Below are 26,003 nucleotides of genomic sequence, written 5' to 3'. Positions count from 1 at the left end.
CAACATCGTTTTGAACGCGGTGCAGCAGAGGACCGCCGAACTCTGAAGGGGGATCGTATGAGACGGAGCACAGTCATGCTGGCCGCAGTCGCCGCGCTGTCCGGCGCGCCCGCAGCCATGGCCCCCGCATCCGGACAAGGCGGCGCGGAGCCCGTCCCGCTCTTCGGTATCAAACTCCCTCCCGGATACCGGGACTGGAGGTTGATCTCCGTGGCCCACGAAGAAGGCGACCTCAACGATCTGCGCGCCATTCTGGGCAACGATGTAGCAATCAAGGCCTACCGGGAAGGAACGCTCCCGTTCCCGGACGGCGCGATCATTGCCCGGCTTGCCTGGCGTTACGTTCCGTCGGAGGAAAACAACAAGGTCTTCGGCCGTGACCAATCATTCGTGGCGGGCGCGCCCACGAATGTTCAGTTTATGGTCAAGGACGCAAGAAAATTCGCCGCGACAGGCGGCTGGGGTTTCGCACAGTTCAACGACGGCAAACCCGTCGACGATGCGATGCTCGGCGCCTGCTTTTCCTGCCATGTCCCCGTTGAAGCGCGCGACTTTGTCTTCACCCGCTATGCGCCTTGAGAGCCGCGATGGAGCGACGCACGGCCTGTGCCCTCATCCGCTCCGCTCCCGACCGGGCGCGCCGTCTTGTCGAGGCGCGACGGCTGAGGTAAGCAAGCGGATCATTGGACGCGCCTGAGCTTCGACACGGATGTTTGAGCCGCTGCGGGCGAATGGCGGCTTCGCCATCAAGCGGGCGCCGAGACGCTCATGTTCGAACCCGCCGCATCGCCTCAGGATTTGCCCCAGGAAAACCGCGCGGGCGCTATTTCGGGCGGCGACGACGCGCTGCCGCCGCTGTTGCGGCCGCAGAAACGCTGGTCGAGGCGGCGGCGCCTGCAAATCCTCGCCGCTGCGGCGGCCGCGGCCCTGATCTTCGCGGCGGATGTTCTGAGCCCGCTTGATGGCGCCGTCGCCGTCCTCTACACGGCTGTTGTGCTGCTCGTCGCGCGGGTCGCCGACCGGCGCTTTGTCCTCGCGGCGGGAGCCGGCTGCTGCGTTCTGGTTCTGGTCGCCTTCGTCTCGTCGCATTGGGGCGAAGCCTTCAACGGCGCTTATGTCCGCCTCGGCGTCAGCCTGACGGCGCTGGCGATCACCACTTTGCTTGCGGTCAGGAGCTGGTCGGCCGAAACGACGGCGGCCGAGCAGGCGCGCATGCTGGAGCTCACCCATGACACGGTGACGATCCGCGACGCAGATGACCGCATCCTCTACTGGAACGACGGCGCCGAGGCGCTCTATGGCTGGACGCGCAAGGAGGCGGTGGGGCGGATCTGCCGCGAACTGCTGGAGACGCAATATCCCGCTGAGGAGGTCGCCAAAGGGTTCGCCGCGGCAGGCAGCTGGTCCGGCGAACTCACGCGCCGCCGCCGCGATGGAACGCGGATCGTGCTCGCCAGCCGCTGGCTCGTGCGCTACCATTCGGACGGTCGCCCGGCCGGGATCATCGAGACGAGCGCCGACCTGACGGCGGAGCGCAAAGCCGAGGCCGAACGGCGCCGCAGCGAGGAGCGCTATGGCGCCATTTTCCGCGCCGCCGGCTTCGCCATATGGGAGGCGGATTGGTCCGGGCGATTTGAGGCGGTCGAGGATCTGCAAAAAGCAGGCGTCGGCGATATTGGCGCCTATCTCGACGCGCATCGCGCGACTTTACGCCAGATGGCGTCGGCCGCAGAGATCACGGAAGCCAATGAGGAGGCGGTGAAGCTTTTCGAGGCGCCGAGGCGCGAGGCGTTGATCGGACGCAGCATGTCGATCTTTTCGACGACGGCGGCAGAGAACACGCTCGCCCATTTGCTGGCCCAGCTCGCCGATGGCGCAGCGATCGTCGAGGCGGAGACGCAGTTTTGCACGTTGCGGGGAAAAACCATCGATGTGCTGCTGCGCGCCTGCATCGTCGCGCCCGGCGAGGGCTGGCGGCGCATGATCATCACCGCCATCGACCTCACCGAGCGCAATTTGACGCAGGCGCGGCTGGACCAGACGCTGGCCGAACTCGCCCACGCCGCGCGGGTGGCGCTGCTCGGTCAGTTCGCGGCCTCGATCGCCCATGAAGTCAACCAGCCGCTGGCGGCGATCACGACCTACGCTCAATCAGGCCGGCGCTGGCTGACGCGCGAGGCGCCGGCCGCGCAGGAGGTTCGCGATTGCCTCGACCATATCATCGAAAACGGAAAGCGCGCGGGCGAGGTCGTCGCCGGGCTGAAGGCGCTGACGAAAAAGGGCGCCGCGCCCAAAATTCCGCTGCATCTCGCCGAAGCGATCGAGGAGGCCGTCGCGCTGATGCGGCGCGAACTCACGACCGGCGCGATCAACCTGCGGCAGAGTTTTGCCGCCGATCTGCCGCGGGTCCTCGGCGATCGCGTGCAGATCCAGCAGGTCGTCATCAATCTGGCGATGAACGGCGCGCAGGCGATGGCGGCGATCGATCCGCGGCGGCGCGATCTTTTCGTTGCGACGCAGCGCGAGGGCGCGGGCTTTGCGCGGATCAGCGTGCGCGACAGCGGCGAGGGGATCAAGGAGCAAAATCCCGACGCCGTCTTCGAGCCCTTCTTCACCACCAAGAGCAGCGGAACGGGCATGGGGCTGTCGATCTGCCGCTCGATCGTCGAAGCGCATGGCGGCCGCATCTGGGCCGAGAACAATGACGGCGGCGGCGCAACGTTTCACTTCACTCTGCCTTTGGAGGAGGCTGCGGCATGAAAGACAGCGCCGAAGCGAATGCGCAGGAGCCGGCGATTGTTTGCGTGATCGACGACGAGGCCGAAGTCCGAAGCGCGCTCGGCAGCCTGCTCCGCGCGAGCGGCTATGGCGTCGCTCTGTTCGAATCGCCGGAGGCGTTCTGCGCCGCCGGCGCGCCGGACAAGCCGTCCTGCCTCGTGCTCGATGTTCGCCTCAAGGGTTCGAGCGGAATCGATTTTCAGGCCGAGCTCGCGCAGGCCGGCGTGCTGATTCCAGTGATCGTCATGACCGGCCATGGCGATATTCCGATGTCGGTGCAGGCCATGAAGACGGGGGCGATCGACTTTCTGCCAAAGCCCTTCGAGGCAGAGGCCATGCTGGCCGCCGTGGCCGCAGCGATCGAGCACGACCGGCAGCGCCGCGCGAGCGAGGCGAAGGAGGCCGGGCTGCGCGGGGCCTATCAGTCGCTGACCGCCAGAGAGCGCGAAGTGATGAGCCTCGTCGTCGCCGGCCTCATGAACAAGCAGGTGGCGGCTCGGCTTGACCTCAGCGAAATCACCGTAAAAATCCATCGCGGCGCGATGATGAAGAAAATGAGCGCGCAATCGCTCGCCGATCTCGTGCGAATGGCCGAGATTTTGAACGTCAGGGACGTCTCGGCGGCGCGTTTTCAAACTTCAGTATAATATCATTGGCCTCGCGCCACGCCGTAAAGTGGCTGAACGCGGGGGCCGCTCCGCTCAACCCGGTGGATTTGCGTTGCCGCCTCTAACCATCTCAATCGTCGACGACGACGCCGAGGTTCGCTCCGCGACCGCGAGCCTCCTGCGCTCAATCGGGCTTGACGTTTGCACCTTCGCCTCGGCCGAGGATTTTCTCGTCTCAACCGAACTTCATGAGACGGCCTGCCTCATCGCCGACGTTCACATGCCCGGCATGAGCGGCCTTGAGCTTCAGGGGCGTCTTGTCCCAATGGCGCGCCGCTTTCCGATCATCTTGATGACGGCGCACCCGACAGACATCGCCCGCGCGGAGGCGATCGCCAACGGCGCCGCCGGCTTTTTTGCAAAGCCCTTCGACGCCGACGCGCTTCTCGCCTGCGTTGAAGACAACATGCCGAAATAGGGCCCCCGCCTTTCGCTGCTGAGCCCAGCCCATCGGGATATCTGGCGGCCGGCGCGGCCGCGCCGCCTGGCGCATTCATGATCTTCGACGCGTCCAATCCATAACCGCCCCGGTTCGAGCCGACTGAACGGCGATCGGGCGCCAGATTGCGCGCGTACATCAGCAAGGAAAAGGCGTCGCCGCCCTATATGCCGGCAAACCTAAGTATGAAAGACGCGATGTACAGAAGATGTATTGTTACAGCGTCATCTGTTCCACAGATCGGAGCGGAAGCCGCAACAGCCAAAGGGCCTTTGCGCATTATCTTTCACAATGGAGCATTTCGATGCAAAAACGCCTGATCTACACCTCGTCGCTGTTCCTCGCGCTCGCCCTTGCCGGCGGGGCTTCGGCTCGTAGCGCGAACTCCTCGATCAACTACGGGGAAATCGCCGGCCCGCGCGGCGACGCCAGCATGATTATGATGTCCTCGCAGACCCTCAGCCCGTCCAATGAGGTTGGTCAGCATTCGAGCATCTATGCCAGCACGCATGGCTATAGCAGCGACGACGCGCATTGAAGCGTCTTTAAGCGACGCCTCGTCTACCGAACGTTCAGCCTGCAGAACGCCAGCTTTCCTCGGCCGCCCTGGTCTATGGGGCGGCCGCAAATCATATCCGATGTCGGCGCGGGCGAGCAGCTTCGACAGAAACGCGCCACGGAGATCAGCCCGCCCGTGGGTTCAAAGACATGAGGAGCCATTATGCTTAAGAGCGGATGTAATCTTCGTCGCGCCGCGATCGCGGCTTTGTTTTTGACCGGCGGCTGCGTCCCGGCTCTCGCCGAACCTGCGAAGAATATCGTGCTGGTTCATGGCGCCTGGGTCGACGCCTCCGGCTGGAAGCCCGTTTACGAAATCCTCGTCAGGGATGGCTACCATGTAACGATGGTTGAGGAGCCGCTGACTTCGCTTGCCGATGATGTTGCGGCGACAAAGCGCGTGCTCGACCTGCAGAGCGGCCCAACCATCCTCGTCGCCCATAGCTATGGCGGCTCGATCATTACTGAAGCTGGCGTGCATCCGAATGTCGTCGGCCTCGTCTATGTCGCCGCCCATGCGCCCGATGTCGGCGAGGATGAAGCCGCCCTCGGCAAGGGCATGCCCAGCTTCACGCAGAAGCAGGAGGGCGCGATCCAGCACACGGATGACGGGTTCACTTTTCTTAATCGCGCGGATTTTCACGCGGATTTCGCCGCCGATCTACCGCGCAAACAGGCTGACTTCGAGGCAAGCTCGCAGATCCTGACGGCGGCTCAGGTTTTCACGACGCCAATGTCTGTCGCCGCGTGGAAGACAAAGCCAAGCTGGGGAATTGTCGCCGGCGACGACAAAATTATCAATCCCGATCTTGAGCGGTGGTACTATGCCCGCGCCAAGAGCCATACCATCGAACTCAAGGGCGCGAGCCACTCGGTCTATGAATCGCGCCCGAAGGAAGTGGCGGCGGTGATCGAGGACGCCGCGAAACATGCCGCGCCCTGAACAACAGCATAGGGAGAAATGATCATGGACGAGCTTTCACGGCGCAGCATACTGGCGCTCAGCGCGGCGGCGAGCGTCGCGGGGATTGGCCCCGCGGTTGCCGGCCCCTCCTTCGGCAACCCTGACGAGCCGCCCCAAGGCGTCATCAACACCACAGGCAACCCGGCCAGCGTGACCATTCCGGGGCCGCATGACGACGTCATGTCCGGTCAGTTCCCGACCTCGATCAATCCGCCGCCGACCGACGTCGGAGCCCTGCCGGAGTTCTGGGCGACATTCAACAACGCACAGCGGCGCATCCAGAACGGCGGCTGGGCGCGCCAGGTCACGCAGGAGAGCTTTCCGATTTCGACGACGATCTCCGGCGTCGACATGCGGCTTGCCGCGGGCGCGATCCGCGAGATGCACTGGCATCAGGCGGCGGAATGGGCCTTTATGACCTATGGCTCATGCCGCGTCACGGTGCTCGACCCGCAGGGACGCGCATCGGTCGCCGATGTGAAGGAAGGTGATCTGTGGTATTTTCCCGCCGGCTATCCGCACTCCCTGCAAGGGCTTGGCCCGGACGGCGCGCAGTTTTTGCTTTGCTTCGACGACGGCAAGCAGTCGGAATATGACACGCTGTTGCTGAATGAGTGGTTCGCCCACACGCCGCCGGACGTCCTCGCTCTGAATTTTGGCGTGCCCGCTGAGACCTTCAGCAAGATCCCGCTGACCGACACCTACATCTTCCAAAGCGAGCTCCCCGGCCCGCTTGCGGCCGACCTCGCCGCCGTCAAGAGCTCCGCCGGCACGCCGCCCAATCCGTTCGTCTTTTCTCTCGGCAGCGGCCCCGTGGCCAAACAGACCAAGGGCGGCATGGTGCAGATCGCCGACAGCGAGAATTTCAAAGTCTCGAAAACCATCGCCGCCGCCCTCGTCACCGTTCATCCCGGCGGCATGCGGGAATTGCACTGGCATCCGAACGCCGACGAGTGGCAGTATTACATCAAGGGCGCCGGCCAGATGACTGTGTTCGACACCGGGCCGAAGGCGGTCACGACCAATTTTCATTCGGGCGACATCGGCTACATCAGGCGCAACTTCGGCCACTACATCAAGAATGTCGGCTCCGATGACCTCGTGTTTCTCGAGGTGTTTCGCGCGGAGTCCTATCAGGACATCGGCCTGTCGGACTGGCTGACCCACACACCGCCGCAGATGGTGACATCGCATCTGAACGTCCCGGCTGACGTTATCGCCAAGTTCCCGCGCGCCAGCGTCGGCGTCGTGCCGGTCTAGGTCTCTCACATCGGCATCGCCACGAACAAGCGTTGGCTCCGTTACAGCAGTAGCGGCGCCGCCGTATCAATTGGCGATACGACCCGCGTAGATGCTGACCGGACAGATTTTTTAGTTGCGGACCAAAAATGGTCCGCAACCTGCACTATAATCGATCCTCCTCCTGTGATCCTCATCCCTGCTCGACGGGTCCGTTTGGGATACCGCTTTCGCCTAGCGCCTGCGGCCGAAAGCGACCGCCAGCGCCACGGTCATCTCTCTTGGCGGCGGATCGAATGGCCCGCTCAGCCGAATTGTCTTCAGCGCGCTGGCATCGAGCTTCGGCTGGCCGCTGGTCGATATGATCTTCAGGGTTTCCGGACGGATCGCTCCGCCCGGCAGGATGGTGAAGGACACCGTCGCCGCGCCCTGCAGACCGGCCTGCCGCTCTTCGTCGGGATAGGCGAGATGGGCCTGGACCCTTTTCGTCAGCCGTTTGACATAGGCTTTGAGGCGATCGCGCTCTGCGTCGCGCTCCATCCGGATCCTTTGCGCTGCGCTGCGCTCCTCGGCGCCGGCGCTCGTGTTGGCCCCCGCCCCCTGCGACGGTTGCGGCGGGGCGGCGTCAGGCGGAGGCGGGATTGTCGTGGGGACGGGGGGCGCGGCCAATACCTCTTCCCTCGCCGGGTCATCCTTTGGCTGATCTTCGGGCGGCGGCGGCTCTGCGGGAGCGGCGACCGCCTGCGCAGGCCGGCCCGCCTCCGCCGCTTCCTGCTGGGCGGCCCCCTTCGTCTCCTGAAGCGTCTTCTGTTCGCTCTGGGTATCGGCGATGACGCCCTGCAGCTCGACGACGAGGATCTCCGGCTCGTCAGGCGCCGGCGACAGCTCCTGCAGCACGAAGGGCAGCGCGAGGGCGCAATGCAGCGCGAGCGAGACGGCCAAGCCATGATAGATCGTGAACCGCGATCTTCCGCGCGCCTTTGTTTCGGACATGAGAATGATTGACGATCCCGACTTCAAGACGCTCGCTGGCGGTCCTATCTGGACACGCTCTGGGTCTGCACGGCGACCCTGGTGAAATTCAGCCGCTTCAGCAGATCGGCGACGTCGATGAACCTCTGAAAGGCGAGCGTCCGATCGGCGCGGACGAGAAACGTGGTCTCGGGCGGCAGCGCCCGCAAACGGTTCTCGAATATGTCTTGCGCGAAAATTTCGCCGTCGAAATAGATCTCGCCGTTGGCGTTGAGTTCGATCGTCTTGTCCTGATGCTTCTCGACCGGCGCGCGTGAAGCCTGCGGCAACGACATCGGAACGCGGCCCGTCGCAATGAAATTCGCCGTGGTCAGCACGATGGTGAACAGCACCAGCATGATGTCCACGAAGGGAATGACGTTAAGCGACTCGAAAGGGCGTTCATCCATGGGCGATCTCCCATTGGAGCAGCAGCACTCTTGTCTTGCGCAACAGCGCATTGTAGGCGGCAACCGATACGAGCGCCACGACGAGGCCGGCGGCCGTCGCCTTCAATGCGAGAGCAAGGCCGACCATGATCTTGCCGGCGTCCGCGGACGCCTCAAGGTTCATGTTGTAAAAAGTCAGCATGACGCCAAGAACCGTGCCGAGCAGCCCGATATAGGGCGCGTTGGAGGCGACGGAAGCGACGATGGTAAGACGCTTGGTCAGTTCCAGCTCGAGCGCCTTGACGTTTTGAAAAAGATCGGGGTCAAGCGAGCGATAGAAGAACAACCGCTCCAGAACGATCGCAATCACGAGGATATTGAGCGCGGCCAGAAGTCCGATCACCCCGAAGTCGACGACAGCCGACAACCATTGCATCTGCATCGCGAATGTCTCCACGCCTCAACCGCTAAGTCTTTGCAGCCAGGCGTCTGCGCTCCAAAAGAGCGCGCCGCGGCGGGCCTTGCCGGTTCAGAACGTGAAGCCGACCTGCACCAGCCCCTTGGTGGTCCGGTCGTAGCTCTTCGCGCCGCAATCGGAGCCATAGGTATGGGCGACCAGCGCCTTCGCCAATAAGAACCGTCCGGGCGAATATTCATAGGTCGCGTTGTAGCTGAGACCGAAATCATTCAGCTGCGTGTAGCTTTTCTGCGTCAGGGTGTAGGAGCCGTTTTCGAGCCACGCGGCGCCGACGTCGGTGAAGACGCCGATCGCATGGCGATAGCCGTAAATGTCAGGCAGGGCGTATTTCAGCTCGGGCGTCACGAGATAACCGCTGTCTCCGCTCAGCCCTTCATCATAGGAGCGCACGCCCCAATAGCCGGTGAGGCTCATTTGCTGACTGGAATCGAGGTTGCCCGACAGCGACTTCTGGCCCCTGACATTGGCCGAAAGCGACAGCCTCTCGGCGAGCGCGAGGGTTGCGATAAAGGAGAGGTTGATTTTCGCGTAATTGCCAGCGGTGTCGACGGTCGCGATATTGGCGACTTCCTGCTTAGGGTCCGGGAAGTTCACGTAGCCCGCGGTGAAGGAGAAACTCGCGCTCGTCGTCAGTGGCAGGCCGATGAAGTCGCTGAAGGTGTCGCGCGTGATCGCCGCTGTGCCGAGATCGATCGTCCTCTGCGCGAAGGAAACGCCAAGCGCTTTGTCGTTCAGCGACATATGGCTGTAGTTGCCCGAGATATAGATGCTGTCGTCGTGCTGGCGCCGCATCGCATAGGTTAGCGTCGCCGTCACCGCGTCTGCCGTGCCCGTCGCGTCGAGCCCTTGATAGACGCCGCTCAGCGCGTAGGTCGTGCGAAAGGCGCCGATTTCGCCGCGCAGCCCATCGCAGAAGATCGGAAAGGAATAGGCGGCGCGCCCGTTCACAAGGCCAGCCCGCTCCGACACGATGCCGAAAGCCGAAAGGCGGTCGCCGTATCCGAGCGGCGAATTCAGATTGAGGCCGCCGCTCAGCCTGTCCCGCCCGGTGTAGGGCGAACCGAAATTATCGCCAAGGAGATAGCCATCGAGGCGGCGCGCCTCCGGCGCGCTGAAGATAAAATCCGACGTCTCGGGCAGCCCGCCCGGGCCGATCGCAACCCGCGGCATGCCGGCGCCTGGCAGATCGGAGATCAACAGCATGGCGCGTTCGAGCGGATCCTTCTGAATGACCGGCGAGCCGGCGAGCGCCTGGTCGATTACGCCGCGCAGATAATCGTCCCGGACGAGCGAGCCGTTCTTGATCGCGATATTTCCATATAGGCCGGGAACGAGCTTGATCCGCAGCACCCCGCCGCGCGCGTCCTGAGCCGGGATATAGGCTTTGGCGACGAGATAGCCCTTCGTACGGTAGAGCGTCGTGAGCTGGTCCGCGAGCCCGTAGATTTCGCCAAGCTGCAATGTGCGGTTCTCGTAGGGCGCGATCAGCTCGCGCGCCTCAGCGCCGGCGCCGAGGTCTGGACCCTCGATCTCGATGCTGCGGACAAACAGCGTCTCCTTGTCCTTCATCGTAAATTGCGGCTCGACGAGTTGCGGCAGCACGGGCGCGGCAGACGGGGCCGGCAGCGGAGGCCGCCGCGACTGTTCGCTCTCGCGCACCGCATCGCCGATATTAAAGGGCACGATGGGCGCGGGGGTTTGCGCCCGCGCCGGAAACGCGCCGGCCAGCATGGCCTCCAGTGCGCCACAGCATAGAAGAAAGGTGCGGAGCTTCATGACGATAAACCTTTCCGACGCGAGGGCCTGTTACTGGGCTTTCTGTCCCGGCGCGTTTTTCTTCGAGGCGTCGTCCTGCAGATCGTAGTGCTGACCATCGATCTCGATGCTGCGGATCGCGGCGCCGAAGCCCGCGCCCTTGCCTTTGACGGCGGATTTCTGCGCCGTCCTGGTTTCCGCCTTGTGGCGGACGGGCGCCGGTTCGCTCGAGGCGGGCGTCTCCTCGGTGGTCGCGACGCGCGGCGCGGGCTGCTCGATCTTGACGCTGTCCTCTGTCTTCGGTCCGGCGATCGCGGCCGTTGCGCGCTTGCCCGCCGCGGTCGCCCGCACGGGGTCGGGAGGCGTCGCGGAATCTTCCGCGTCCGTCGTGGCGACGACCGTCGCTGAATTCGCCGCCGCTTGAGCGATCGCCGCCGTCTGCCGGGCGTCTTCCAGGGCCGTCGCCTGCTCCGCGTCGGCCTGGGCTTTGGCTTGCGCCGCGGCGGCGGCGTCGACGGCGGGTCCGACGCCGTTTACAGACCCGGTGAACGTAGAATCCGAGACCGCTTTCAGGTTACCAGATCCGATCAGTCCGCCAGCGCCTTTTCCTGTCACGGTTCCGCTGGCGGTGGAATTATCGATGCCGCCAAAGCCATCTGCGATGTCGTCCAGATTCATTCCGACGAGGGCGCCGATGTCGGAAACATTTTTGCCGGCGGCTGAGACATTGCCGGTCGCGGACGAATCGGAGATCGTGCCGAACTCGTTATATCCGACCAGTCCGCCGACGCCCGAGAGCCCGGAGGCGTCCGTCGAGGTTACTTTTACGTTCCCGCTCTCGACCCCGCCCGTGATCGTGCCTCCATAGTTGGAACCGACCAGTCCGCCTACGCCGTAGCCAGACTGACCGAGCAACTGGCTGCTGGTGAAAGTCGCCGTCACATTGCCCGTTGCGGAGGAGTTGATGATGACGCCTGCCGTGCCGTCGCCGGGCGTATTGAAGTTGTAATTGGCGCCGACGAGGCCGCCGACGTTGACGCTGTCTTTTGTCGTCACCGTCACATTGGCGTTCGAGTAGGCGATGGTTCCGATATTGGTTCCGACCAGGCCGCCGACGCCGACGCTCCCATAAAGACCGCTGTCAGGGGAGGTGCTATATCCGGCCGCTCGCACGGACCCATCGGCGGTGGAGTAGCGAATGACGCCCCTGCTGGAATTGTATCCGACCAGCCCGCCAATTTCCGATCCGCCATGTGTGGCCGTCACGGCGACATTGGTACGCGCGTTCGTAATCAGTCCAGAATTGGCATCCACCAGACCCGCGGCCCTGCCGGCGTCTGTCACCTTAATATTTCCCGTCACATAGACGTTGCTGATCGTCCCCCGGTTCGACGAGGCCAAGCCGGCTGCCTCCTGGAAGCCCGCGATATTGACATTCGTCAGCTTGATGTCGCGGACCACGGCGGCGGAGCCGATGCCTTCCCCGATCTCATCGATGAGAACTCCGTCGGCGTATTGACCGTAGGCGTTCGGCGCCGTGGAATCGATCTTGAGGTTTTTGATCGTATGGCCGAGGCCGGCGAAGACGCCGGAGAGGTTCGAGATCAACGGGCCGTTATAGGTGACGCCCGCGGCGTCGAGGTTTTGCGCCAGCGCGTAATAGCCCGTTCCCCCGGGTCCGTAAGCCTGGAGCAGCGTGTCCGGATCGTAGACCGGATTGCCGTTCGCGTCGTAGAGAAGCGGCGTGATCGCCGTCAGATCGGCCATGCTGTGGATCAGCGTGTAGGCATTTCCGTTGATGCTCAGGCTGGCGTTGGCGCCGCTGAGGGTGATCGAGGCGCCCATGCCTGTGTTGATTCGATAGTCGGCGCCAGCCGCCACGCTGCCAGTCGTCGCATAACCGCCATAGTTTAGCACAAGCCCGGCGCTGTCGCCCGTGGCGGTGATGGGCGCGTTGATATGGATGGTCTTGGTGGCGTCCAGCGTCAACAGCGTGTTGGCCGCCCAGCTCACGGCGTCGTTGACGCTGATGTTGCCGCTTTTGCCTTTGCCGCTCGTCGATTGCAAGGTGATGTTGTTTTCGTCAAGCAAAGCGCCGAGCCGCGCGCCGGTGATGTCGCCGCCCTTCGCCGCAATGGAGAAGCCGTCGGGATCGATCAGCCAGTTCCCGTTCGCCGTGCTCAAAGCTTTGGTCGTGACGAAGGCGCTATCGGCGATTTTGACCTTCTCGCCGCTGGTTTCGATCTTGCCGCCCTTGCCGCCCCTGGGCGCCGAGGCGTCGAGCGTGCCGCCGACCCTCACCGTGCCGCCCGAGGCGATCAACTTGATCGAGCCGATCCGCGCCGTTCCGCGCGTGGTTGCGCCGCCCTTCAGCGCCGCCATGGTGCGGGCCTGGATGATCCCCGTATTGTTGACCTGCGCCGACAGGACGGCGTCGGCGGCCTTCGCCGTCAGGATGACCCGGCCGCCGTCCGCCCTGATCGCCCGCTTGTTCTCGACCAGCGCATTGAGAGTTCCCTCGTCGATCGTCACGTCGAGGAGCGAGTCACCGGCGAAATTGAGTGTGATCTTGTTGCCCGACGCCATCGCCACCGCGCCCAGCGTCGCGGTGATCACGCCCTCGTTCGAGACCTTCTTGCCAAGCAGCGCAACATAGCCGCCATCGCTCGCATGGATGGAGCCCTGGTTGACGACGGCAGCCGCCGACGAGCCGGAGAAGACGTAGTTCCCGGCCATGAAATTGGCATTGGAAATATCGAGCGTCGAGGCGACGAGCCCGCCGACATTGACCTGCGCGCTCTTGCTGAAGAGGACGCCGGCGGAATTGACGATGAAGACCTGGCCATTGGCGTTGAGCGCGCCGGAAATGATGCTCGCTTCATTGCCGACGACGCGGTTGAGAGTGACCCCCGACGCGCCGGGTTGATTGAAGTTGACGGTCTCCCCGTAGCCGATGGAGAAGCCCTGCCAATTGATGATGGCCCGGTTGGAGGACTGATTGATGTTGGTGACGCTGCCCGCCTGCGCGATGTTCGCCGAGCCATCGACCACTACGCCGCCGGCAGGCGCCGCGAGTCCGGGACGGGGCAGAGCGAGCAATGCGGCGATGGTCGTCATGGCGCCGAAGGGGCCATGCAATGCGCGCAACCGGACCGAAAGGCGCAGCCCGCGGTGCGAGGCTAGGGCGCACGCTATGTTCGACGTTCCGACTGAGGTTGAGGACATGGCGGACTCACACATCACATACCCGCGCCAAGCCGGCGCTTGCTATATACCTTTTGATATAGTACATCCTAGTTACGGAACGGCTCCGCTTACGTCAACCGGAAAAATGCGCCCCAATCCCGCGCAGCGCGGCGGACGCCTGATATCTCCGGACGGTATGGTAAATTGGCCACGCGGTCGTTTCGCGGCGTCCTGACCCTGTAGTCTGGTACAGGGCGCACCAAGGACTCACGCGCAGCAGGAGGCGTCGGAACGCCATGGATATGGTTGCGCAAAATAAATACATGGGCCAACGCGTCCGGCGCGATGGAATTCGAGATCAGCTCGCCCCCTTGCTGGCGCGGCGATTCATTGTCGCGACGCAAATTGGCCCGCCGCGTTAATCCGGAATCCTCGATCACGCTGGCGTCTTTATGAGTTTCCCGCTGCGCGCATCATCGCGGCTGCGTTGATCGCGCGCGGGACAATGGATTATCCGACCGGCGCGAGCGGGCCGGGTAGATCGCTTGAGGCGGAAGTCTCGCCTTGATTAGCAAGCTTCACAAGAAAGGAACAAGCATGTTACGTAGTGAGGTTAAAAAATTGGCGCTCGGCGTTTCGACGGTCTTGGCGCTGTTGTATTCGCCAGCTCACGCAACGACAATAAGAATTGGCGCAACGCCGAGTTTTTCCGACGCGCTGAATGACATTATTGCGTCCTTCCAGAACTACTACATAATCAATGGCAATCTGACTTATAATGTTGTAGTGACCACCGACACGACGGACAATCTGAAATCAGCCATCGTAAATGGCGGCGCCACGGGGCCTTATGATCTGTTCTTGTCTTCGGGATATGCATCCCCATATGATCTGGTCAATAGCAATCCGAGTCTTGTGATCGGCAGCCCATTTCGCTACGCCATCGGCTCATTGATGCTTTATTCCACTTCCGTGGATATCAGCGCCGGCCTGCCCTCCTCTTTAACCAAGGATTTCGTGATGGCTGATCCGGCCGCGGATTTCTATGGAAAGGCGACGGCCCAGGTATTGGCGACAACGCCCGGCATTCTTACCGCGCTCCAACAAGGCCACGTCAAGACGCGGGACGATATCGGTTCGACATTCGCTGCGGTCGATGGCGGCAGCTACGCCTATGGGTTTGTCGCGAAATCGCAAATCTGCCAATATTACGGCGGCGCAGAGCATTATGTGGATGGGACCTACCACCACGAATATCGTTCGAACAATGCGGCGCATCCCTATCTCGAACTTGCGCTCAAGGGAATTAAGATTGCCCGCACGCGCGCAGCGGATGAAGAGACAGAACTCACCAGTTTCATTAACTTCCTAACTGGCGCCGGAACGGCTGTAGGGACCGACATCCTCAAGCAATATTGCTACAAGCTCCCCTGAGACTGCAGCCTCGCAGGCCCGGCTTCAGCCATCCTTGCAAAGCTCATCACACGCCAAATCAGAGCGTCGCCTTCCAGGCGGTCATTTCGATTTCGTGAGGAGCTTTCGCGCCGTCACTAAATTCCAGACCATTCAGCATGTGCGGCCATCGGGCCGCAGGAATGAATTCAACATAGAGCTTCGCGTCGATGGGCGCAGCGTCTCTTGGAAAGGAAAAAATCATGCTAAGTCGAAAAAAGAGAAAGCTCACTTTCGCCGCTGTGGCGACGTTGGCGATGGCCTGTTCGCCCGCCTATGCGACGACAACGACGATCACGATCGGCGTGGCCGCAAATTTTTCCACGACGCTGAACGCGATCATCAATAGCTTTAGCTCCTACTACTCCGGGACTTATACCTATAAGTTCGTCACGGTCGTCGACTCCACGACGAATTTGAAGAACGCCATTATAAGCGGCGCCGGGGCCGGCCCCTATGATCTATTTCTGTCGGCGGATTTTGCCGCCCCACAACAATTATACACGAGCTATTCCAGCCTGGTGGTGGGAAGTCCGTTTCAATATGCCACAGGCTCCCTCGTGCTTTGGTCCGGAGCCACCAATCACGTCGATATCAGCGGAGGTCTGCCGTCGCCCTTGACGACGAATTTTGTCCTCGCCGATCCGACCAAGGCGCCTTATGGAAAGGCTGCATCACAGGTCTTGTCGTCCGCGCCCTGGTCGATTCCGACGTCGACCACATACCCCTCCGGCTATGCCCAGACTCGACCGAACATCAACACGACCTACGCAGCGGTGAAAGACGGAACGTTTCCCTATGGATTTGTCGCCAAATCGGCGGTCTGCACGAAGCCGAGCACGACGGAAGTTTGGTACGACAGCACGCATACGTCTCACCACGAATATCTCTATAATGACGCCGCCCATCCCTATGACCAGATCAAGCAATATGGCGTCAAAGTCGTCAAAAGCCGTACCGCGGATCAGGAAACGGAACTGACGAATTTCCTGAACTTCCTGACCGGCGTCGGCACAACTCTCGGGACGGCCAAAATTCAGTATTACTGCTATCAGCTTCCCTGAGGACCTGCGCTTAACCAGGCGCGCCCGCGGGACCGCGCCTGGACCGTTGTACCAAGTTGCATTGATCATTCGCGCGCGCCGACATGATCTTCCATGGCGCATCGACAAGCCTGCGCGCGGCGAAGCAGCTGTGATCGGGTTCTGCAGCGGCCGCTGTGCCCAGAGTATTTTGGCGCGGCCGCGACGAAAGCTTGCGATAGCCACGCAGGCGCAACTGCCGGCTCAGACTCTGCGTCGTGATGCTGATGCGGAATTCCTCGATGATCCAATAGCGCCGGATTGATCGGCCGCCAGCGCACGACCGCGTGAATCGCCGGATCGGGATCGTCCTCGATCATTTGTGCGAGCCCGCGCCGATGGACTTCTTCGGATCGAGACAGCTCGACCACGCGCGCCGTTCTTGAGGCGGGCGGCTCGGCGCCGCGCCCGGCGCTTGTCTTCAAAAGCCGAATCGAGGCTTTTTGCCCGCCGCACCTTGCGCCCCCCTATCCCGACGCGCGCTCGCGAAAATCTTTATACCGTCTTTATAAAGTCGGACCGCTCAAGGTCTCGATCCTTTATGCGGCAGATGCGATCTCCAGTCGGTCCGGGACCCTTATCAGCGCCGGCGCGGTCCGGCTGCCGGACCGCGCCGCGCCCGCTCGACTTGAAAACATCCCGGCACTGGAGATTTCGATGCTCGACGTCGCCCTCATTGGCCTTGGATTGAGCTTTTTCGCTCTCACCATCGCCTATGGCGTCCTTTGTGACCGCCTCTGACCTTAGGAGCCATTATGACCCTTGATTATGTGCTGGGGGGAGCAGTGTCGCTGTTTCTCTTCATCTACCTCGTCTATGCGCTGCTGCGCCCCGAACGCTTCTAAGAGGCCGTCATGACCCCCATCGGCTGGATTCAGATCCTGATCTTTTTTGCGCTCGTCCTCGCCACCGTAAAACCGCTCGGGCTTTATATGACGCGCGTTTTCACCGGCGAGAGAACCTTCCTCAGCCTGGGGCTCGGCCCCGTTGAGCGCGCATTTTACCGTCTTTCCGGCGTCAGGGAAGACGATGAGCAGCATTGGCTGATTTATGCGGTCGCCTTGCTGGCGTTCAACGCCGCTGGCTTCGTGTTGCTCTATGCGCTGCAGCGCTTCCAAGCGTCTCTCCCCTTCAACCCGGCAGAGATGAGCGCCGTCGATCCGGCGCTCGCCTTCAACACCGCCGGCTCGTTCATCAGCAATACCAACTGGCAGAACTACGGCGGCGAATCAACCATGAGTTATCTGACGCAGATGGCAGGGCTCGCTGTGCAGAATTTCCTGTCAGCCGCCACAGGCATTGCGGTCGCGATCGTTCTGATCCGCGGCTTCTCGCGCCATTCGTCAAAGACGGTTGGCAACTTCTGGGTCGATATGACCCGCGCCACGCTTTATGTGCTGCTGCCGATCTGCATCATCTACACGCTTGTGCTTGTCTGGCAGGGCGTGCCGCAGACGCTTGGGCCCTATGTCGACGCCACCACGCTCGAAGGCGGCAAGCAGACGCTGGCGCTCGGGCCCGTCGCCTCGCAAATCGCCATCAAGATGCTTGGGACCAACGGCGGCGGCTTCTTCAACGCCAACGCCGCCCAGCCATTCGAGAATCCGACGGCGCTGTCGAACATGATCCAGATGGCGTCTATCTTCGTCATCGGCGCTGCGCTGACCAACGTGTTCGGCCGTATGGTCAATGACCAGCGCCAGGGCTGGGCGATCCTCGCCGCGATGCTGACGCTCTGCTTTGTTGGCGTCGTGATCGTCTATTGGGCAGAGGCCGCCGGCAACCCGCTGATCCACGCTCTTGGCGTCAATGGGCCGAACATGGAAGGCAAGGAGGTCCGCTTCGGCGCCGCCATGTCGTCCCTCTTCGCCGTCGTTACGACGGACGCCTCCTGCGGCGCCGTCAACGCCATGCACGACAGCTTTACGGCGATCGGCGGCATGATCCCGCTCATCAACATGATGCTCGGCGAAATTATTATCGGCGGCGTCGGCTCCGGCTTTTACGGCATGATCTTGTTCATCATCATCGCCCTGTTTGTCGCGGGCCTGATGGTCGGCCGCACGCCGGAATACCTTGGCAAAAAGATCGAGGCCAAGGAGGTCAAGATGACCATGCTCGGCGTGCTTTGCCTGCCGCTCGCGATGCTCGGCTTCACCGCGGCGGCGGTCGTGTTGCCGGCGGCGGTCGCCTCGATCGCCAATCCGGGGCCGCATGGATTTTCCGAAATCCTCTACGCCTACACCTCAGCCGCCGCCAACAATGGCTCGGCGTTCGGCGGCCTCACCGGCAACACGCCCTGGTATAACGTCACGCTCGCCCTCGGGATGCTGATGGGACGATATTTCGTGATCATTCCCGCGATCGCGATCGCCGGCTCGCTCGCCGCCAAGAAGACGGCGCCGCCTTCACTCGGAACGTTCCCGACGCACGGCGGCCTGTTCGTCGGCCTCCTCATCGGCACGATCCTGATCGTCGGCGGCCTCACCTTCTTTCCGGCGGTGGCGCTGGGACCGATCGTCGAACAGCTCTCGGCTCTCGCCGGGCAGAGCTTTGGCGGCTAACGCAACGGCGGCGCATTTCTTCATTAACGTCAGCAAGGGCGAGGTCCCGCGCTGACGCCTTCCCCGAGAGGGACCCATGGCCAAGACCAAATCTGCAAATCTGCTTGATCCCAAAATCCTGACGCCGGCGATCGGCTCGGCTTTCGCAAAGCTCGACCCTCGTCTCCTGGCGCGCAACCCCGTGATGTTCGTGGTGGCGGTCGTCTCGCTGCTCACGACCGTATTGTTCGTCCGCGATCTTTTGACCGGCGGCGGCCAACTCGGCTTCTCGTTCCAGATCATCCTGTGGCTGTGGTTCACGGTGTTGTTCGCGAATTTCGCTGAAGCCGTCGCCGAAGGCCGCGGCAAGGCGCAGGCCGAGGCGCTGCGGCGCACCCGCACGCAAACGGAGGCCAAGCTCCTGCCAGGCGGCGATCGCTCGAAAATGAAATTCGTGCCGGGCGAAAGCCTCAAGGTCGGCGATATCGTCCTCGTCGAGGCGGGCGACGTCATTCCTTCCGACGGCGAAGCGATCGAGGGCATCGCCTCGGTCAACGAGGCCGCGATCACCGGCGAATCCGCGCCCGTTATCCGCGAATCGGGCGGCGACCGGTCGGCCGTCACCGGCGGCACGCAGGTGCTCTCGGATGAGATCCTGGTGCGCATTACAGCGGCCGCCGGCTCGACCTTCATCGACCGCATGATCGCGCTCGTCGAAGGCGCCGAACGGCAGAAGACGCCGAACGAAATCGCGCTGAACATCCTGCTCGCCGGCATGACGCTGATCTTCGTCCTGGCGACCGTGACGATCCCGAGCTTCGCCTCCTATGCGGGCGGCGCCATCCCCGTCGTTGTCCTCGTCGCTTTGTTCGTGACGCTCATTCCGACGACGATCGGCGCGTTGTTGTCGGCCATCGGCATCGCCGGCATGGACCGCCTCGTGCGCTTCAACGTCCTCGCCATGTCAGGCCGCGCGGTCGAGGCCGCGGGCGACATCGACACGCTGTTGCTCGACAAGACCGGGACGATCACGCTCGGCAACAGGCAGGCCTCCGAGTTCCGCCCCCTGCGCGGGGTCAGCGAGATCGAACTGGCCGAGGCGGCGCAATTGGCGTCGCTCGCCGACGAGACGCCGGAAGGCCGTTCTGTGGTGGTGCTCGCCAAAGAAAAATACGGCATCCGCAGCCGCGACATGGCTTCGCTGCACGCGCGTTTTGTTCCCTTCACCGCCTATACCCGCATGAGCGGCGTCGATATCAATGAAGCCGGCGCGGAGGCCCACATCCGCAAGGGGGCGGTCGATTCGGTGCTAGCCTTCGTCAACGCCCCGACCGAGGTCGAGACGCAAGGCGGCGCCACAACGCTCTCGCGACGCGGCGCAACGAACGAGGCGGCGCGCGAAATCCAGGCGATCGCGTCCGACATCGGCAAGGCCGGCGGCACGCCGCTCGCGGTCGCGCGCGATGGACGGCTGCTTGGCGTGATCTACCTCAAGGATATCGTCAAGGGCGGCATCAACGAGCGCTTCGGCGAGCTGCGTCGCATGGGCATTCGCACGGTGATGATCACCGGCGACAATCCCATGACGGCCGCCGCGATCGCCGCCGAAGCGGGGGTCGATGATTTCCTCGCCGAGGCGACCCCGGAGGCGAAGCTGAAGCTGATCCGCGCCGAGCAGGCCAAGGGCAAACTCGTCGCCATGTGCGGCGACGGCGCCAATGACGCGCCGGCGCTGGCGCAGGCCGATGTGGGCGTCGCGATGAACACCGGCACGATGGCGGCACGCGAAGCCGGCAACATGGTCGATCTCGACAGCGATCCGACCAAGCTGATCGAGATTGTCGGCATCGGCAAACAACTGTTGATGACGCGCGGCGCGCTCACCACATTCTCGATCGCCAATGACGTCGCCAAATATTTCGCCATCATCCCGGCGATGTTCCTCGCCTTCTACCCGCAGCTCGGAGCCCTCAACATCATGCATCTCGGCAGCCCGCAGAGCGCCATTCTGTCGGCCATCATCTTCAACGCGCTGGTCATCATCGCGCTGATTCCACTGGCGCTGAAGGGCATCGCCTATCGGCCGATCGGCGCTTCCGCGCTGCTGCGGCGCAATCTGCTCATCTACGGCGTCGGCGGCATTCTTGCCCCCTTTATCGGCATCAAGGCGATTGACCTCCTCGTCAATTCCATTCACCTCATCTGAGAGTGCTTCCATGATCGCGCAAATCCGCCCCGCCCTTGTGATGATCGTTCTGTTCACGATCCTGACCGGGCTTATCTATCCGCTCGCCATGACGGGCGTCGCAAAGGCGCTGTTTCCGGCCGCGGCCGAAGGCAGCCTGATCACCCGCAACGGCCAAATCGTCGGCTCGGCCCTCATCGGCCAGAATTTTACCTCGGACCGCTATTTCCACGGACGGCCGTCGGCGACGACGACGACGGACCCGAACGACCCGGCCAAGACAATCTCTGCGCCCTATAATGCGGCGAACTCCGCCGGCTCGAACCTCGGGCCGACCAATTCGGCGCTGATCGACCGGGTGAAAACCGATGCGGAGGCGCTCAGGGCCGAGAACCCGTCTCAGCCTGTGCCGGTCGATCTCGTGACGACGTCAGGCAGCGGGCTCGATCCGCATCTGTCGCCCGAGGCCGCCTTGTTTCAGATTCCGCGGGTCGCCAAGGCGCGGGCTTTAAGCGAAGATGCGCTGCGCCGCCTCGTCAGCGAGCATGTCGAGGGAAGGCTGCTTGGCGTCCTCGGCGAACCGCGCGTAAATGTCCTCGCCCTTAATCTGGCGCTGGACGAATCGGGCAAATAAGGGCGGCGGAGGAGCAAAGGTTGAGCGAGCGGCGCGATTTCGACAAACGGCCCTCGCCCGACGCCCTCCTCGGCGCCGCGGAGCAGGAGACTCGCGGCCGGCTGAAAGTATTTTTCGGCGCCGTTCCGGGCGTCGGCAAGACCTACGAAATGCTGACGGCGGCGCATGCGCGAAAGGCTGAAGGGGTCGACGTCGTCATCGGCGTCGTCGAGAGCCACGGCCGCCCCGAGACCGAAGCGTTGATTCGCGGTCTCGAAATCGTTCCGCTGCGGCAGATCGCCTACAAGGGCCGCACGATTGGCGAAGTCGATCTCGACGCCATCTTGAAGCGCCGGCCGCAGCTGGTCCTGATGGATGAGCTCGCCCATACCAACGCGCCCGAAAGCCGGCATCCGAAGCGCTACCTCGACGTCGAGGAGCTGTTGAACGCCGGCATTGACGTCTACACAACCCTCAATGTGCAACATCTCGAAAGCCTGAACGACGTCGTCGCGCAGATCACGCGCGTCCGCGTTCAGGAAAAAATTCCAGATTCGATTCTCGACCGCGCCGACGAGATCGAACTGATCGACCTGACGCCGGGCGATCTGATCCAGCGCCTGCATGAGGGCAAGGTTTACGCGCAGGACACGGCCGGCCGGGCGCTCGAGAATTATTTCTCCATCGGCAATCTCACCGCCTTGCGCGAGCTCGCCTTGCGGCGCACCGCGCAACGGGTCGACGAGCAATTGCTCACCCATATGCAGGCCCATGCGATCTCTGGCCCCTGGGCCGCCGGCGAGCGCATTCTGGTCTGCGTCAACGACTCGCCAAACGCCATCGGCCTCGTGCGCTACGGAAGGCGCGTCGCCGAGCGCCTGCGCGCCCCCTGGGCCGCGATCAACATCGAGACCGGCGCGTCGGTCCGGCTCGATCAGGCCGCGCGCGACCGGCTCGCCGAAACGCTGCGGCAGGCCCAGCATCTCGGCGCCGAAGCGATCGTGCTGCCCGGACGCACGATCGCCGAGGAGATCCTGCGCTACGCCGCCGAAACCAATGTGACGCATATCGTGATCGCGCGAAGCCAGCGCCCGCATTGGCGAGAACTGCTGCAAGGCTCTGTCACTCATTCCCTGATCCGCGGCGCCGGCGACATCAGCGTCCATGTAATTGCGCCGCGCGAGGCGGCGGCGCAACCGGCCAAAGCGGATGAGCGAAAAGCCAGCGGCGCGCGATCGCTGGGCTGGAAGCAGGCGCTGGCGGTCGTCGGCCTCGTCGGTCTTGCAACCGGCCTCGGGGCAGTGCTGCGGCAATATCTCGACGTCCACAATGTGGCGCTGGTCTATCTCATGGGGGTGCTGACGAGCGCCGTCTCCTTTGGCCTCTACCCCGCGCTGTTCGCCTGCGTCGTCAGCGTGCTGTCGTTCAACTTCTTCTTTCTGCCGCCCGTCTACACCTTCACCATTGCTGATCCGGAAAGCGTGGTCGCGCTGGTGTTTTTCTTTATCGTCGCGCTGATCGCCAGCAATCTGACCGCAAGCGTGCGCAGCCAGGCGGTGGTCGCGCGCAAGCGGGCGAAGACGACGGAGGGCCTTTATCTGTTCAGCCGCAAGCTGGCCGGCGTCGGCGCGCTCGACGATGTGCTCTGGGCCGCCGCCTTTCAGATCGCCTCCATGCTGAGCGTGCGGGTTGTCATTCTTCTGCCCGAGGATGACGGCAGGCTTGAGGTGCGGGCCGGCTATCCGCCCGAGGATCAGGTCGAGCCCGCAGACGTCGCCGCGGCGCGCTGGGCCTTCGAGAACAACCGTTCGGCCGGGCGCGGCGCCGACACTCTGCCGGGCGCCCAACGACTGTTTCTGCCGATGTGGACCGGGCGCGGCTCGATCGGCGTCGTCGGCCTCGACAGCGACCGGGAAGGCCCTTTGCTCAGTCCCGAAAACCGGCGCCTGCTCGACGCCCTGATCGACCAGACAGCGCTCGCCATCGAGCGCGTCCGTCTCGTCGAGGATCTCGACCGCGCGCGGCTCGTCAGCGAAACTGACCGGCTGCGCAGCGCCCTGCTTACGTCCATCTCGCATGATCTGCGCACTCCGCTTGCCTCAATCATGGGCGCGGCGGGCGCGCTCTCGGATTTCGCCGGTCAGCTCACCGACGAGTCAAAGCGCGAGTTGACCGACACCATTCAGGAGGAGGCCGAGCGCCTCAACCGGTTCATTGCCAATCTGCTCGACATGACGCGGCTTGAATCCGGCGCCATCCGTCCGAACGCCGCCCCTCACGATCTCTCCGACGTCCTCGGCGCCGTGCTGAAGCGGGCGCGGAAAATCCTCGCCGCCCATCGCGTCGAGGTTGCTCTCGCGCCGGAGCTGCCGATGCTCGATATTGACGCCGTACTGTTCGAACAGGCTCTGTTCAATCTTCTCGACAATGCGGCGAAATATGCGCCGACGGGATCCTCGATCCGGCTTCAGGCCGTCAGGGACGGCGGCTTCGTCGTGCTGCAGATTCTCGATGAAGGGCCCGGCATCCCGGCCGCCGACGTCGAGCGGATTTTCGATAAATTCACGCGCGCGCAAAAGGGCGATCAGGTCGGAGCCGGCACCGGCCTTGGCCTTGCGGTCTGCCGCGGCTTCATCGAGTCTATGCATGGAACGATCGTCGCCGGCACCCGCTCCGACGGGCATGGCGCCGTCTTCACCATCCGTCTGCCTGCGCTGGAGCCGGCCGCCGGCGCGGAGCTTTCCGCATGACCCCTGTCGCCGCTCATATTCTCATCATCGATGACGAGCCGGCGATCCGAAAGCTGTTGCGCACCGGGTTGCAAACGCAGGGGTTTCGCATCAGCGACGCGCCGAGCGCGCGCCTCGCCCGCGCGGCGCTCGCCGAGTCAAAGCCGGACCTTATCATTCTCGATCTCGGCCTGCCGGATACGCCGGGTCTCGAACTGTTGCGCGGCTGGCGCGAGCAGCGGCTCGACGTGCCGGTCGTCGTGTTGTCGAGCCGCACCGACGAGGCCGGCATCGTGCAGGCGCTGGAGCTTGGCGCCGACGATTATGTGACCAAACCCTTCGGCATGAATGAGCTATTGGCGCGCATTCGCGTGGCGCTGCGCCATCGGCTGCAGCAACAGGGCGAACGGCCGGTGTTCGAGATCGGCGACCTCACCGTCGATCTCGTGCGCCGCATCGTCCGCGTCGGCGGCCGGGAGGTGAAGCTTTCGCCGAAGGAATATGATCTGCTGCGTCTTCTGGTGCAGCATGCCGGCCGCGTCCTGACGCATCACTTCATGTTGCGTGAAATCTGGGGCGACGCGCAGGATCCGCAATATCTGCGCGTCTATGTGCGTCAGTTGCGCCAAAAGCTGGAACAAAACCCGGAACAGCCGAAATATATCCTGACCGAAACCGGCGTCGGCTACCGTCTACAGGCTCCCGAATAGATTTTTCTTGAATGGATGGATCGATCATGAATCCGGAACAGATCATCGGCCCGGACCGCGTTCTGCTGATCGAGAAAACCGCCGACAAGCACGCGCTGCTAGCGGCGCTTGCGCGTCGGCTGGCGGAGCGCGCCGGCTGCGACGAGCCGGCGTTGCTGGCGGCCGTGCTGAAACGCGAAGCGCTTGGTTCGACCGGCATAGGCGATGGCGTCGCGATCCCGCATGCGCGCCTGGCCAATGTCGAAAATCCGGTTGGCGTCCTTGCGATCCTCGGCCGTCCGGTCGATTTTCAGGCGATCGACGACAAGCCGGTCGATGTCGTCGTGCTGCTGGCGCTCCCCGAGGGCGGCGCCGGGACCGCGCTCGAAGCGCTGAGCTGCCTCTCGCGCCGTCTGCGCCAACCCAAATTGCGCGACGATTTGCGGCGCGCCGCCAACAGCGGCGCCGCCTATGACATTCTTTGCGTCAATCAGAAATCCTGAGATCGTCCCGTTGATTTACAATTCATCATTTAATCCGGACCGGCCGCCGCCACAACAATCTGCCCCAAGTTTTTGAATCCGGAGAGATTTTTTAGAAGCCGCGGAACCGAATAGCCGCATTTGCATTGCCAAGGCGCGCCAATCATGCGCCTCAGGGAACAGACATGACGCTCCCCATTGCCGTCGCGGTCATTGTCACGGCGCTTGTCCTTGCGGTCGGCGGAATGACGACGACCGTCGACCCGTGGTATCGCAGTTTGCGCAAACCCGCATGGACTCCGCCCGATTGGGTCTTTGGTCCCGCCTGGACGATCATCCTCGGACTTGCCGCCGCGGCCGGCGTGCTGGCCTGGGCCAACGCCCCGGACGCCGCGGCGCAGCTTCGCATCGCGCTTCTGTTCGGCGTCAACATCGTTCTGCATATGCTGTGGAGTCCGCTCTTCTTCAACCTGCGGCGGCCGGACTGGGCGTTGATCGAGATTCCGTTTCTCTGGCTATCGATCCTTGCGCTCATGGTCGGCCTTGCGCCGCTCTCTTCGCTGGCGGCTTGGTTGCTCCTGCCCTATCTCATGTGGGTCGCGTTTGCCGCCTTCCTCAATCTCACGATCGTCAGGATCAACGAGCCTTTCGCGCACGCCAAATCCTGAAAACAGATCCAGAGCCTCTGTTGATCACATTGGCGGATCGCTCTCAGCCTGCTCCGGCCTTGACCTCCGTCAAGGCTGGCGCAATCTTGCCGTGG

The 26,003-nt window shown here is 63.1% G+C and carries 24 protein-coding genes; 17 read left to right on the top strand and 7 right to left on the bottom strand.

Translation table 11 applies throughout. The features are described from left to right. Positions 1-75 precede the first annotated feature (75 nt). From CR492_RS08255 to CR492_RS08225, 7 genes are all read left to right on the top strand, one after another. Entirely contained in the window at positions 76-579 is a 504-nt protein-coding gene (locus tag CR492_RS08255) for a cytochrome P460 family protein (RefSeq protein ID WP_102843277.1), read from the top strand. A 189-nt stretch (positions 580-768) separates the two neighbouring features. Further along, positions 769-2,760, top strand: coding sequence for a PAS domain-containing sensor histidine kinase (locus CR492_RS08250; protein WP_102843276.1), 1,992 nt, complete (start codon positions 769-771; stop codon positions 2,758-2,760). After that, entirely contained in the window at positions 2,757-3,425 is a 669-nt protein-coding gene (locus CR492_RS08245; RefSeq protein ID WP_102843275.1) for a response regulator transcription factor, read from the top strand. Before CR492_RS08250 ends, CR492_RS08245 begins: the two co-directional genes overlap by 4 nt. Positions 3,426-3,498: 73 nt before the next feature. After that, positions 3,499-3,864, top strand: coding sequence for a response regulator transcription factor (locus CR492_RS08240; RefSeq protein ID WP_102843274.1), 366 nt, complete (start codon positions 3,499-3,501; stop codon positions 3,862-3,864). Positions 3,865-4,189: 325 nt separating this feature from the next. After that, positions 4,190-4,423, top strand: coding sequence for a hypothetical protein (locus CR492_RS08235; protein ID WP_146030210.1), 234 nt, complete (start codon positions 4,190-4,192; stop codon positions 4,421-4,423). Positions 4,424-4,606: 183 nt separating this feature from the next. Beyond that, complete coding sequence (locus tag CR492_RS08230; RefSeq protein ID WP_102843272.1) at positions 4,607-5,386, top strand: alpha/beta hydrolase; 780 nt, start codon at positions 4,607-4,609, stop codon at positions 5,384-5,386. A 24-nt stretch (positions 5,387-5,410) separates the two neighbouring features. Beyond that, the gene (locus tag CR492_RS08225; RefSeq protein ID WP_102843366.1) at positions 5,411-6,667 is read left to right on the top strand and encodes a cupin domain-containing protein; all 1,257 of its coding nucleotides are present in this window, start codon (positions 5,411-5,413) and stop codon (positions 6,665-6,667) included. 213 nt (positions 6,668-6,880) lie between these two features. Here CR492_RS08225 and CR492_RS08220 read toward each other — a convergent pair whose 3' ends face one another. From CR492_RS08220 to CR492_RS08200, 5 genes are all read right to left on the bottom strand, one after another. Beyond that, complete coding sequence (locus CR492_RS08220; RefSeq protein ID WP_146030209.1) at positions 6,881-7,639, bottom strand: energy transducer TonB; 759 nt, start codon at positions 7,637-7,639, stop codon at positions 6,881-6,883. Positions 7,640-7,683: 44 nt separating this feature from the next. Continuing rightward, positions 7,684-8,067, bottom strand: a complete 384-nt coding sequence (locus CR492_RS08215) for an ExbD/TolR family protein (RefSeq protein ID WP_102843270.1) — start codon at positions 8,065-8,067, stop codon at positions 7,684-7,686. Beyond that, positions 8,060-8,488, bottom strand: a complete 429-nt coding sequence (exbB, locus tag CR492_RS08210; protein ID WP_102843365.1) for a TonB-system energizer ExbB — start codon at positions 8,486-8,488, stop codon at positions 8,060-8,062. The genes CR492_RS08215 and exbB overlap by 8 nt, the downstream gene beginning before the upstream one ends. 87 nt (positions 8,489-8,575) lie before the next feature. Beyond that, positions 8,576-10,300, bottom strand: coding sequence for a ShlB/FhaC/HecB family hemolysin secretion/activation protein (locus CR492_RS08205; RefSeq protein ID WP_102843269.1), 1,725 nt, complete (start codon positions 10,298-10,300; stop codon positions 8,576-8,578). 30 nt (positions 10,301-10,330) lie between these two features. Then, on the bottom strand, positions 10,331-13,504 hold the full coding sequence (locus tag CR492_RS08200; protein ID WP_180982476.1) for a filamentous hemagglutinin N-terminal domain-containing protein: 3,174 nt from the start codon (positions 13,502-13,504) through the stop codon (positions 10,331-10,333). A 558-nt stretch (positions 13,505-14,062) separates the two neighbouring features. Here CR492_RS08200 and CR492_RS08195 point away from each other — a divergent pair. Continuing rightward, complete coding sequence (locus tag CR492_RS08195) at positions 14,063-14,899, top strand: molybdate ABC transporter substrate-binding protein (RefSeq protein ID WP_102843267.1); 837 nt, start codon at positions 14,063-14,065, stop codon at positions 14,897-14,899. Between the two features lie 58 nt (positions 14,900-14,957). Here the strand turns inward: CR492_RS08195 and CR492_RS20755 are convergent, their stop codons facing one another. After that, positions 14,958-15,122: a hypothetical protein gene (locus CR492_RS20755; RefSeq protein ID WP_180982475.1), complete on the bottom strand. Its 165-nt coding sequence runs from the start codon at positions 15,120-15,122 to the stop codon at positions 14,958-14,960. On the opposite strand from CR492_RS20755, the gene modA reads away from it, so the two are divergent. Continuing rightward, positions 15,121-15,981 carry a molybdate ABC transporter substrate-binding protein gene (modA, locus tag CR492_RS08190; protein ID WP_180982474.1) on the top strand — a complete coding sequence of 287 codons (861 nt, stop codon included), beginning with the start codon at positions 15,121-15,123 and terminating at the stop codon, positions 15,979-15,981. The two genes, CR492_RS20755 and modA, sit on opposite strands and share 2 nt — an antisense overlap. A gap of 65 nt (positions 15,982-16,046) precedes the next feature. Here the strand turns inward: modA and CR492_RS08185 are convergent, their stop codons facing one another. Further along, positions 16,047-16,319, bottom strand: a complete 273-nt coding sequence (locus CR492_RS08185; protein WP_146030208.1) for a hypothetical protein — start codon at positions 16,317-16,319, stop codon at positions 16,047-16,049. 435 nt (positions 16,320-16,754) lie between these two features. Here CR492_RS08185 and CR492_RS08180 point away from each other — a divergent pair, with 435 nt between their 5' ends. The 8 genes from CR492_RS08180 (at position 16,755) to CR492_RS08145 (ending at position 25,908) form a co-directional block, all read left to right on the top strand. After that, positions 16,755-16,844 (top strand): K(+)-transporting ATPase subunit F, encoded by a 90-nt coding sequence (locus tag CR492_RS08180; protein ID WP_102843264.1) that lies wholly within the window; start codon positions 16,755-16,757, stop codon positions 16,842-16,844. 9 nt (positions 16,845-16,853) lie between these two features. Beyond that, a complete protein-coding gene (gene kdpA / locus CR492_RS08175; protein WP_102843263.1) occupies positions 16,854-18,563 on the top strand; it encodes a potassium-transporting ATPase subunit KdpA in 1,710 nt (569 codons plus the stop codon). A 76-nt stretch (positions 18,564-18,639) separates the two neighbouring features. Then, a complete protein-coding gene (kdpB, locus tag CR492_RS08170) occupies positions 18,640-20,748 on the top strand; it encodes a potassium-transporting ATPase subunit KdpB (RefSeq protein ID WP_102843262.1) in 2,109 nt (702 codons plus the stop codon). A gap of 10 nt (positions 20,749-20,758) precedes the next feature. Next, positions 20,759-21,361, top strand: coding sequence for a K(+)-transporting ATPase subunit C (locus CR492_RS08165; protein WP_102843261.1), 603 nt, complete (start codon positions 20,759-20,761; stop codon positions 21,359-21,361). 20 nt (positions 21,362-21,381) lie between these two features. Then, the gene (locus CR492_RS08160; protein ID WP_102843260.1) at positions 21,382-24,090 is read left to right on the top strand and encodes a sensor histidine kinase; all 2,709 of its coding nucleotides are present in this window, start codon (positions 21,382-21,384) and stop codon (positions 24,088-24,090) included. Next, entirely contained in the window at positions 24,087-24,779 is a 693-nt protein-coding gene (locus CR492_RS08155) for a response regulator (RefSeq protein WP_102843259.1), read from the top strand. Before CR492_RS08160 ends, CR492_RS08155 begins: the two co-directional genes overlap by 4 nt. A 26-nt stretch (positions 24,780-24,805) precedes the next feature. After that, positions 24,806-25,261: a PTS sugar transporter subunit IIA gene (locus tag CR492_RS08150; protein WP_180982473.1), complete on the top strand. Its 456-nt coding sequence runs from the start codon at positions 24,806-24,808 to the stop codon at positions 25,259-25,261. Between the two features lie 164 nt (positions 25,262-25,425). Beyond that, entirely contained in the window at positions 25,426-25,908 is a 483-nt protein-coding gene (locus CR492_RS08145) for a TspO/MBR family protein (RefSeq protein ID WP_102843257.1), read from the top strand. Positions 25,909-26,003 lie beyond the last annotated feature (95 nt).

Origin of the sequence: Methylocella silvestris (assembly GCF_002891535.1) — a bacterium.
Lineage (GTDB): Bacteria > Pseudomonadota > Alphaproteobacteria > Rhizobiales > Beijerinckiaceae > Methylocapsa > Methylocapsa silvestris_A.
The sequence above is the reverse complement of the archived record's forward strand: the minus strand, read 5'-3'. Positions and strand labels throughout refer to the sequence as shown.

What these genes read in the sequence shown, in the direction of transcription:
- CR492_RS08180 (WP_102843264.1), top strand. Translation starts at nt 16,755, where the DNA reads ATGACCCTTGATTATGTGCTGGGGGGAGCAGTGTCGCTGTTTCTCTTC.
- CR492_RS08150 (WP_180982473.1), top strand. Translation starts at nt 24,806, where the DNA reads ATGAATCCGGAACAGATCATCGGCCCGGACCGCGTTCTGCTGATCGAG.
- CR492_RS08250 (WP_102843276.1), top strand. Translation starts at nt 769, where the DNA reads ATGTTCGAACCCGCCGCATCGCCTCAGGATTTGCCCCAGGAAAACCGC.
- kdpA (WP_102843263.1), top strand. Translation starts at nt 16,854, where the DNA reads ATGACCCCCATCGGCTGGATTCAGATCCTGATCTTTTTTGCGCTCGTC.
- CR492_RS08215 (WP_102843270.1), bottom strand. Translation starts at nt 8,067, where the DNA reads ATGGATGAACGCCCTTTCGAGTCGCTTAACGTCATTCCCTTCGTGGAC.
- CR492_RS08255 (WP_102843277.1), top strand. Translation starts at nt 76, where the DNA reads ATGCTGGCCGCAGTCGCCGCGCTGTCCGGCGCGCCCGCAGCCATGGCC.
- CR492_RS08200 (WP_180982476.1), bottom strand. Translation starts at nt 13,504, where the DNA reads ATGTCCTCAACCTCAGTCGGAACGTCGAACATAGCGTGCGCCCTAGCC.
- CR492_RS08205 (WP_102843269.1), bottom strand. Translation starts at nt 10,300, where the DNA reads ATGAAGCTCCGCACCTTTCTTCTATGCTGTGGCGCACTGGAGGCCATG.
- CR492_RS20755 (WP_180982475.1), bottom strand. Translation starts at nt 15,122, where the DNA reads ATGATTTTTTCCTTTCCAAGAGACGCTGCGCCCATCGACGCGAAGCTC.
- CR492_RS08155 (WP_102843259.1), top strand. Translation starts at nt 24,087, where the DNA reads ATGACCCCTGTCGCCGCTCATATTCTCATCATCGATGACGAGCCGGCG.
- CR492_RS08245 (WP_102843275.1), top strand. Translation starts at nt 2,757, where the DNA reads ATGAAAGACAGCGCCGAAGCGAATGCGCAGGAGCCGGCGATTGTTTGC.
- CR492_RS08165 (WP_102843261.1), top strand. Translation starts at nt 20,759, where the DNA reads ATGATCGCGCAAATCCGCCCCGCCCTTGTGATGATCGTTCTGTTCACG.
- modA (WP_180982474.1), top strand. Translation starts at nt 15,121, where the DNA reads ATGCTAAGTCGAAAAAAGAGAAAGCTCACTTTCGCCGCTGTGGCGACG.
- CR492_RS08230 (WP_102843272.1), top strand. Translation starts at nt 4,607, where the DNA reads ATGCTTAAGAGCGGATGTAATCTTCGTCGCGCCGCGATCGCGGCTTTG.
- CR492_RS08185 (WP_146030208.1), bottom strand. Translation starts at nt 16,319, where the DNA reads ATGATCGAGGACGATCCCGATCCGGCGATTCACGCGGTCGTGCGCTGG.
- CR492_RS08195 (WP_102843267.1), top strand. Translation starts at nt 14,063, where the DNA reads ATGTTACGTAGTGAGGTTAAAAAATTGGCGCTCGGCGTTTCGACGGTC.
- CR492_RS08220 (WP_146030209.1), bottom strand. Translation starts at nt 7,639, where the DNA reads ATGTCCGAAACAAAGGCGCGCGGAAGATCGCGGTTCACGATCTATCAT.
- CR492_RS08145 (WP_102843257.1), top strand. Translation starts at nt 25,426, where the DNA reads ATGACGCTCCCCATTGCCGTCGCGGTCATTGTCACGGCGCTTGTCCTT.
- exbB (WP_102843365.1), bottom strand. Translation starts at nt 8,488, where the DNA reads ATGCAGATGCAATGGTTGTCGGCTGTCGTCGACTTCGGGGTGATCGGA.
- kdpB (WP_102843262.1), top strand. Translation starts at nt 18,640, where the DNA reads ATGGCCAAGACCAAATCTGCAAATCTGCTTGATCCCAAAATCCTGACG.
- CR492_RS08225 (WP_102843366.1), top strand. Translation starts at nt 5,411, where the DNA reads ATGGACGAGCTTTCACGGCGCAGCATACTGGCGCTCAGCGCGGCGGCG.
- CR492_RS08235 (WP_146030210.1), top strand. Translation starts at nt 4,190, where the DNA reads ATGCAAAAACGCCTGATCTACACCTCGTCGCTGTTCCTCGCGCTCGCC.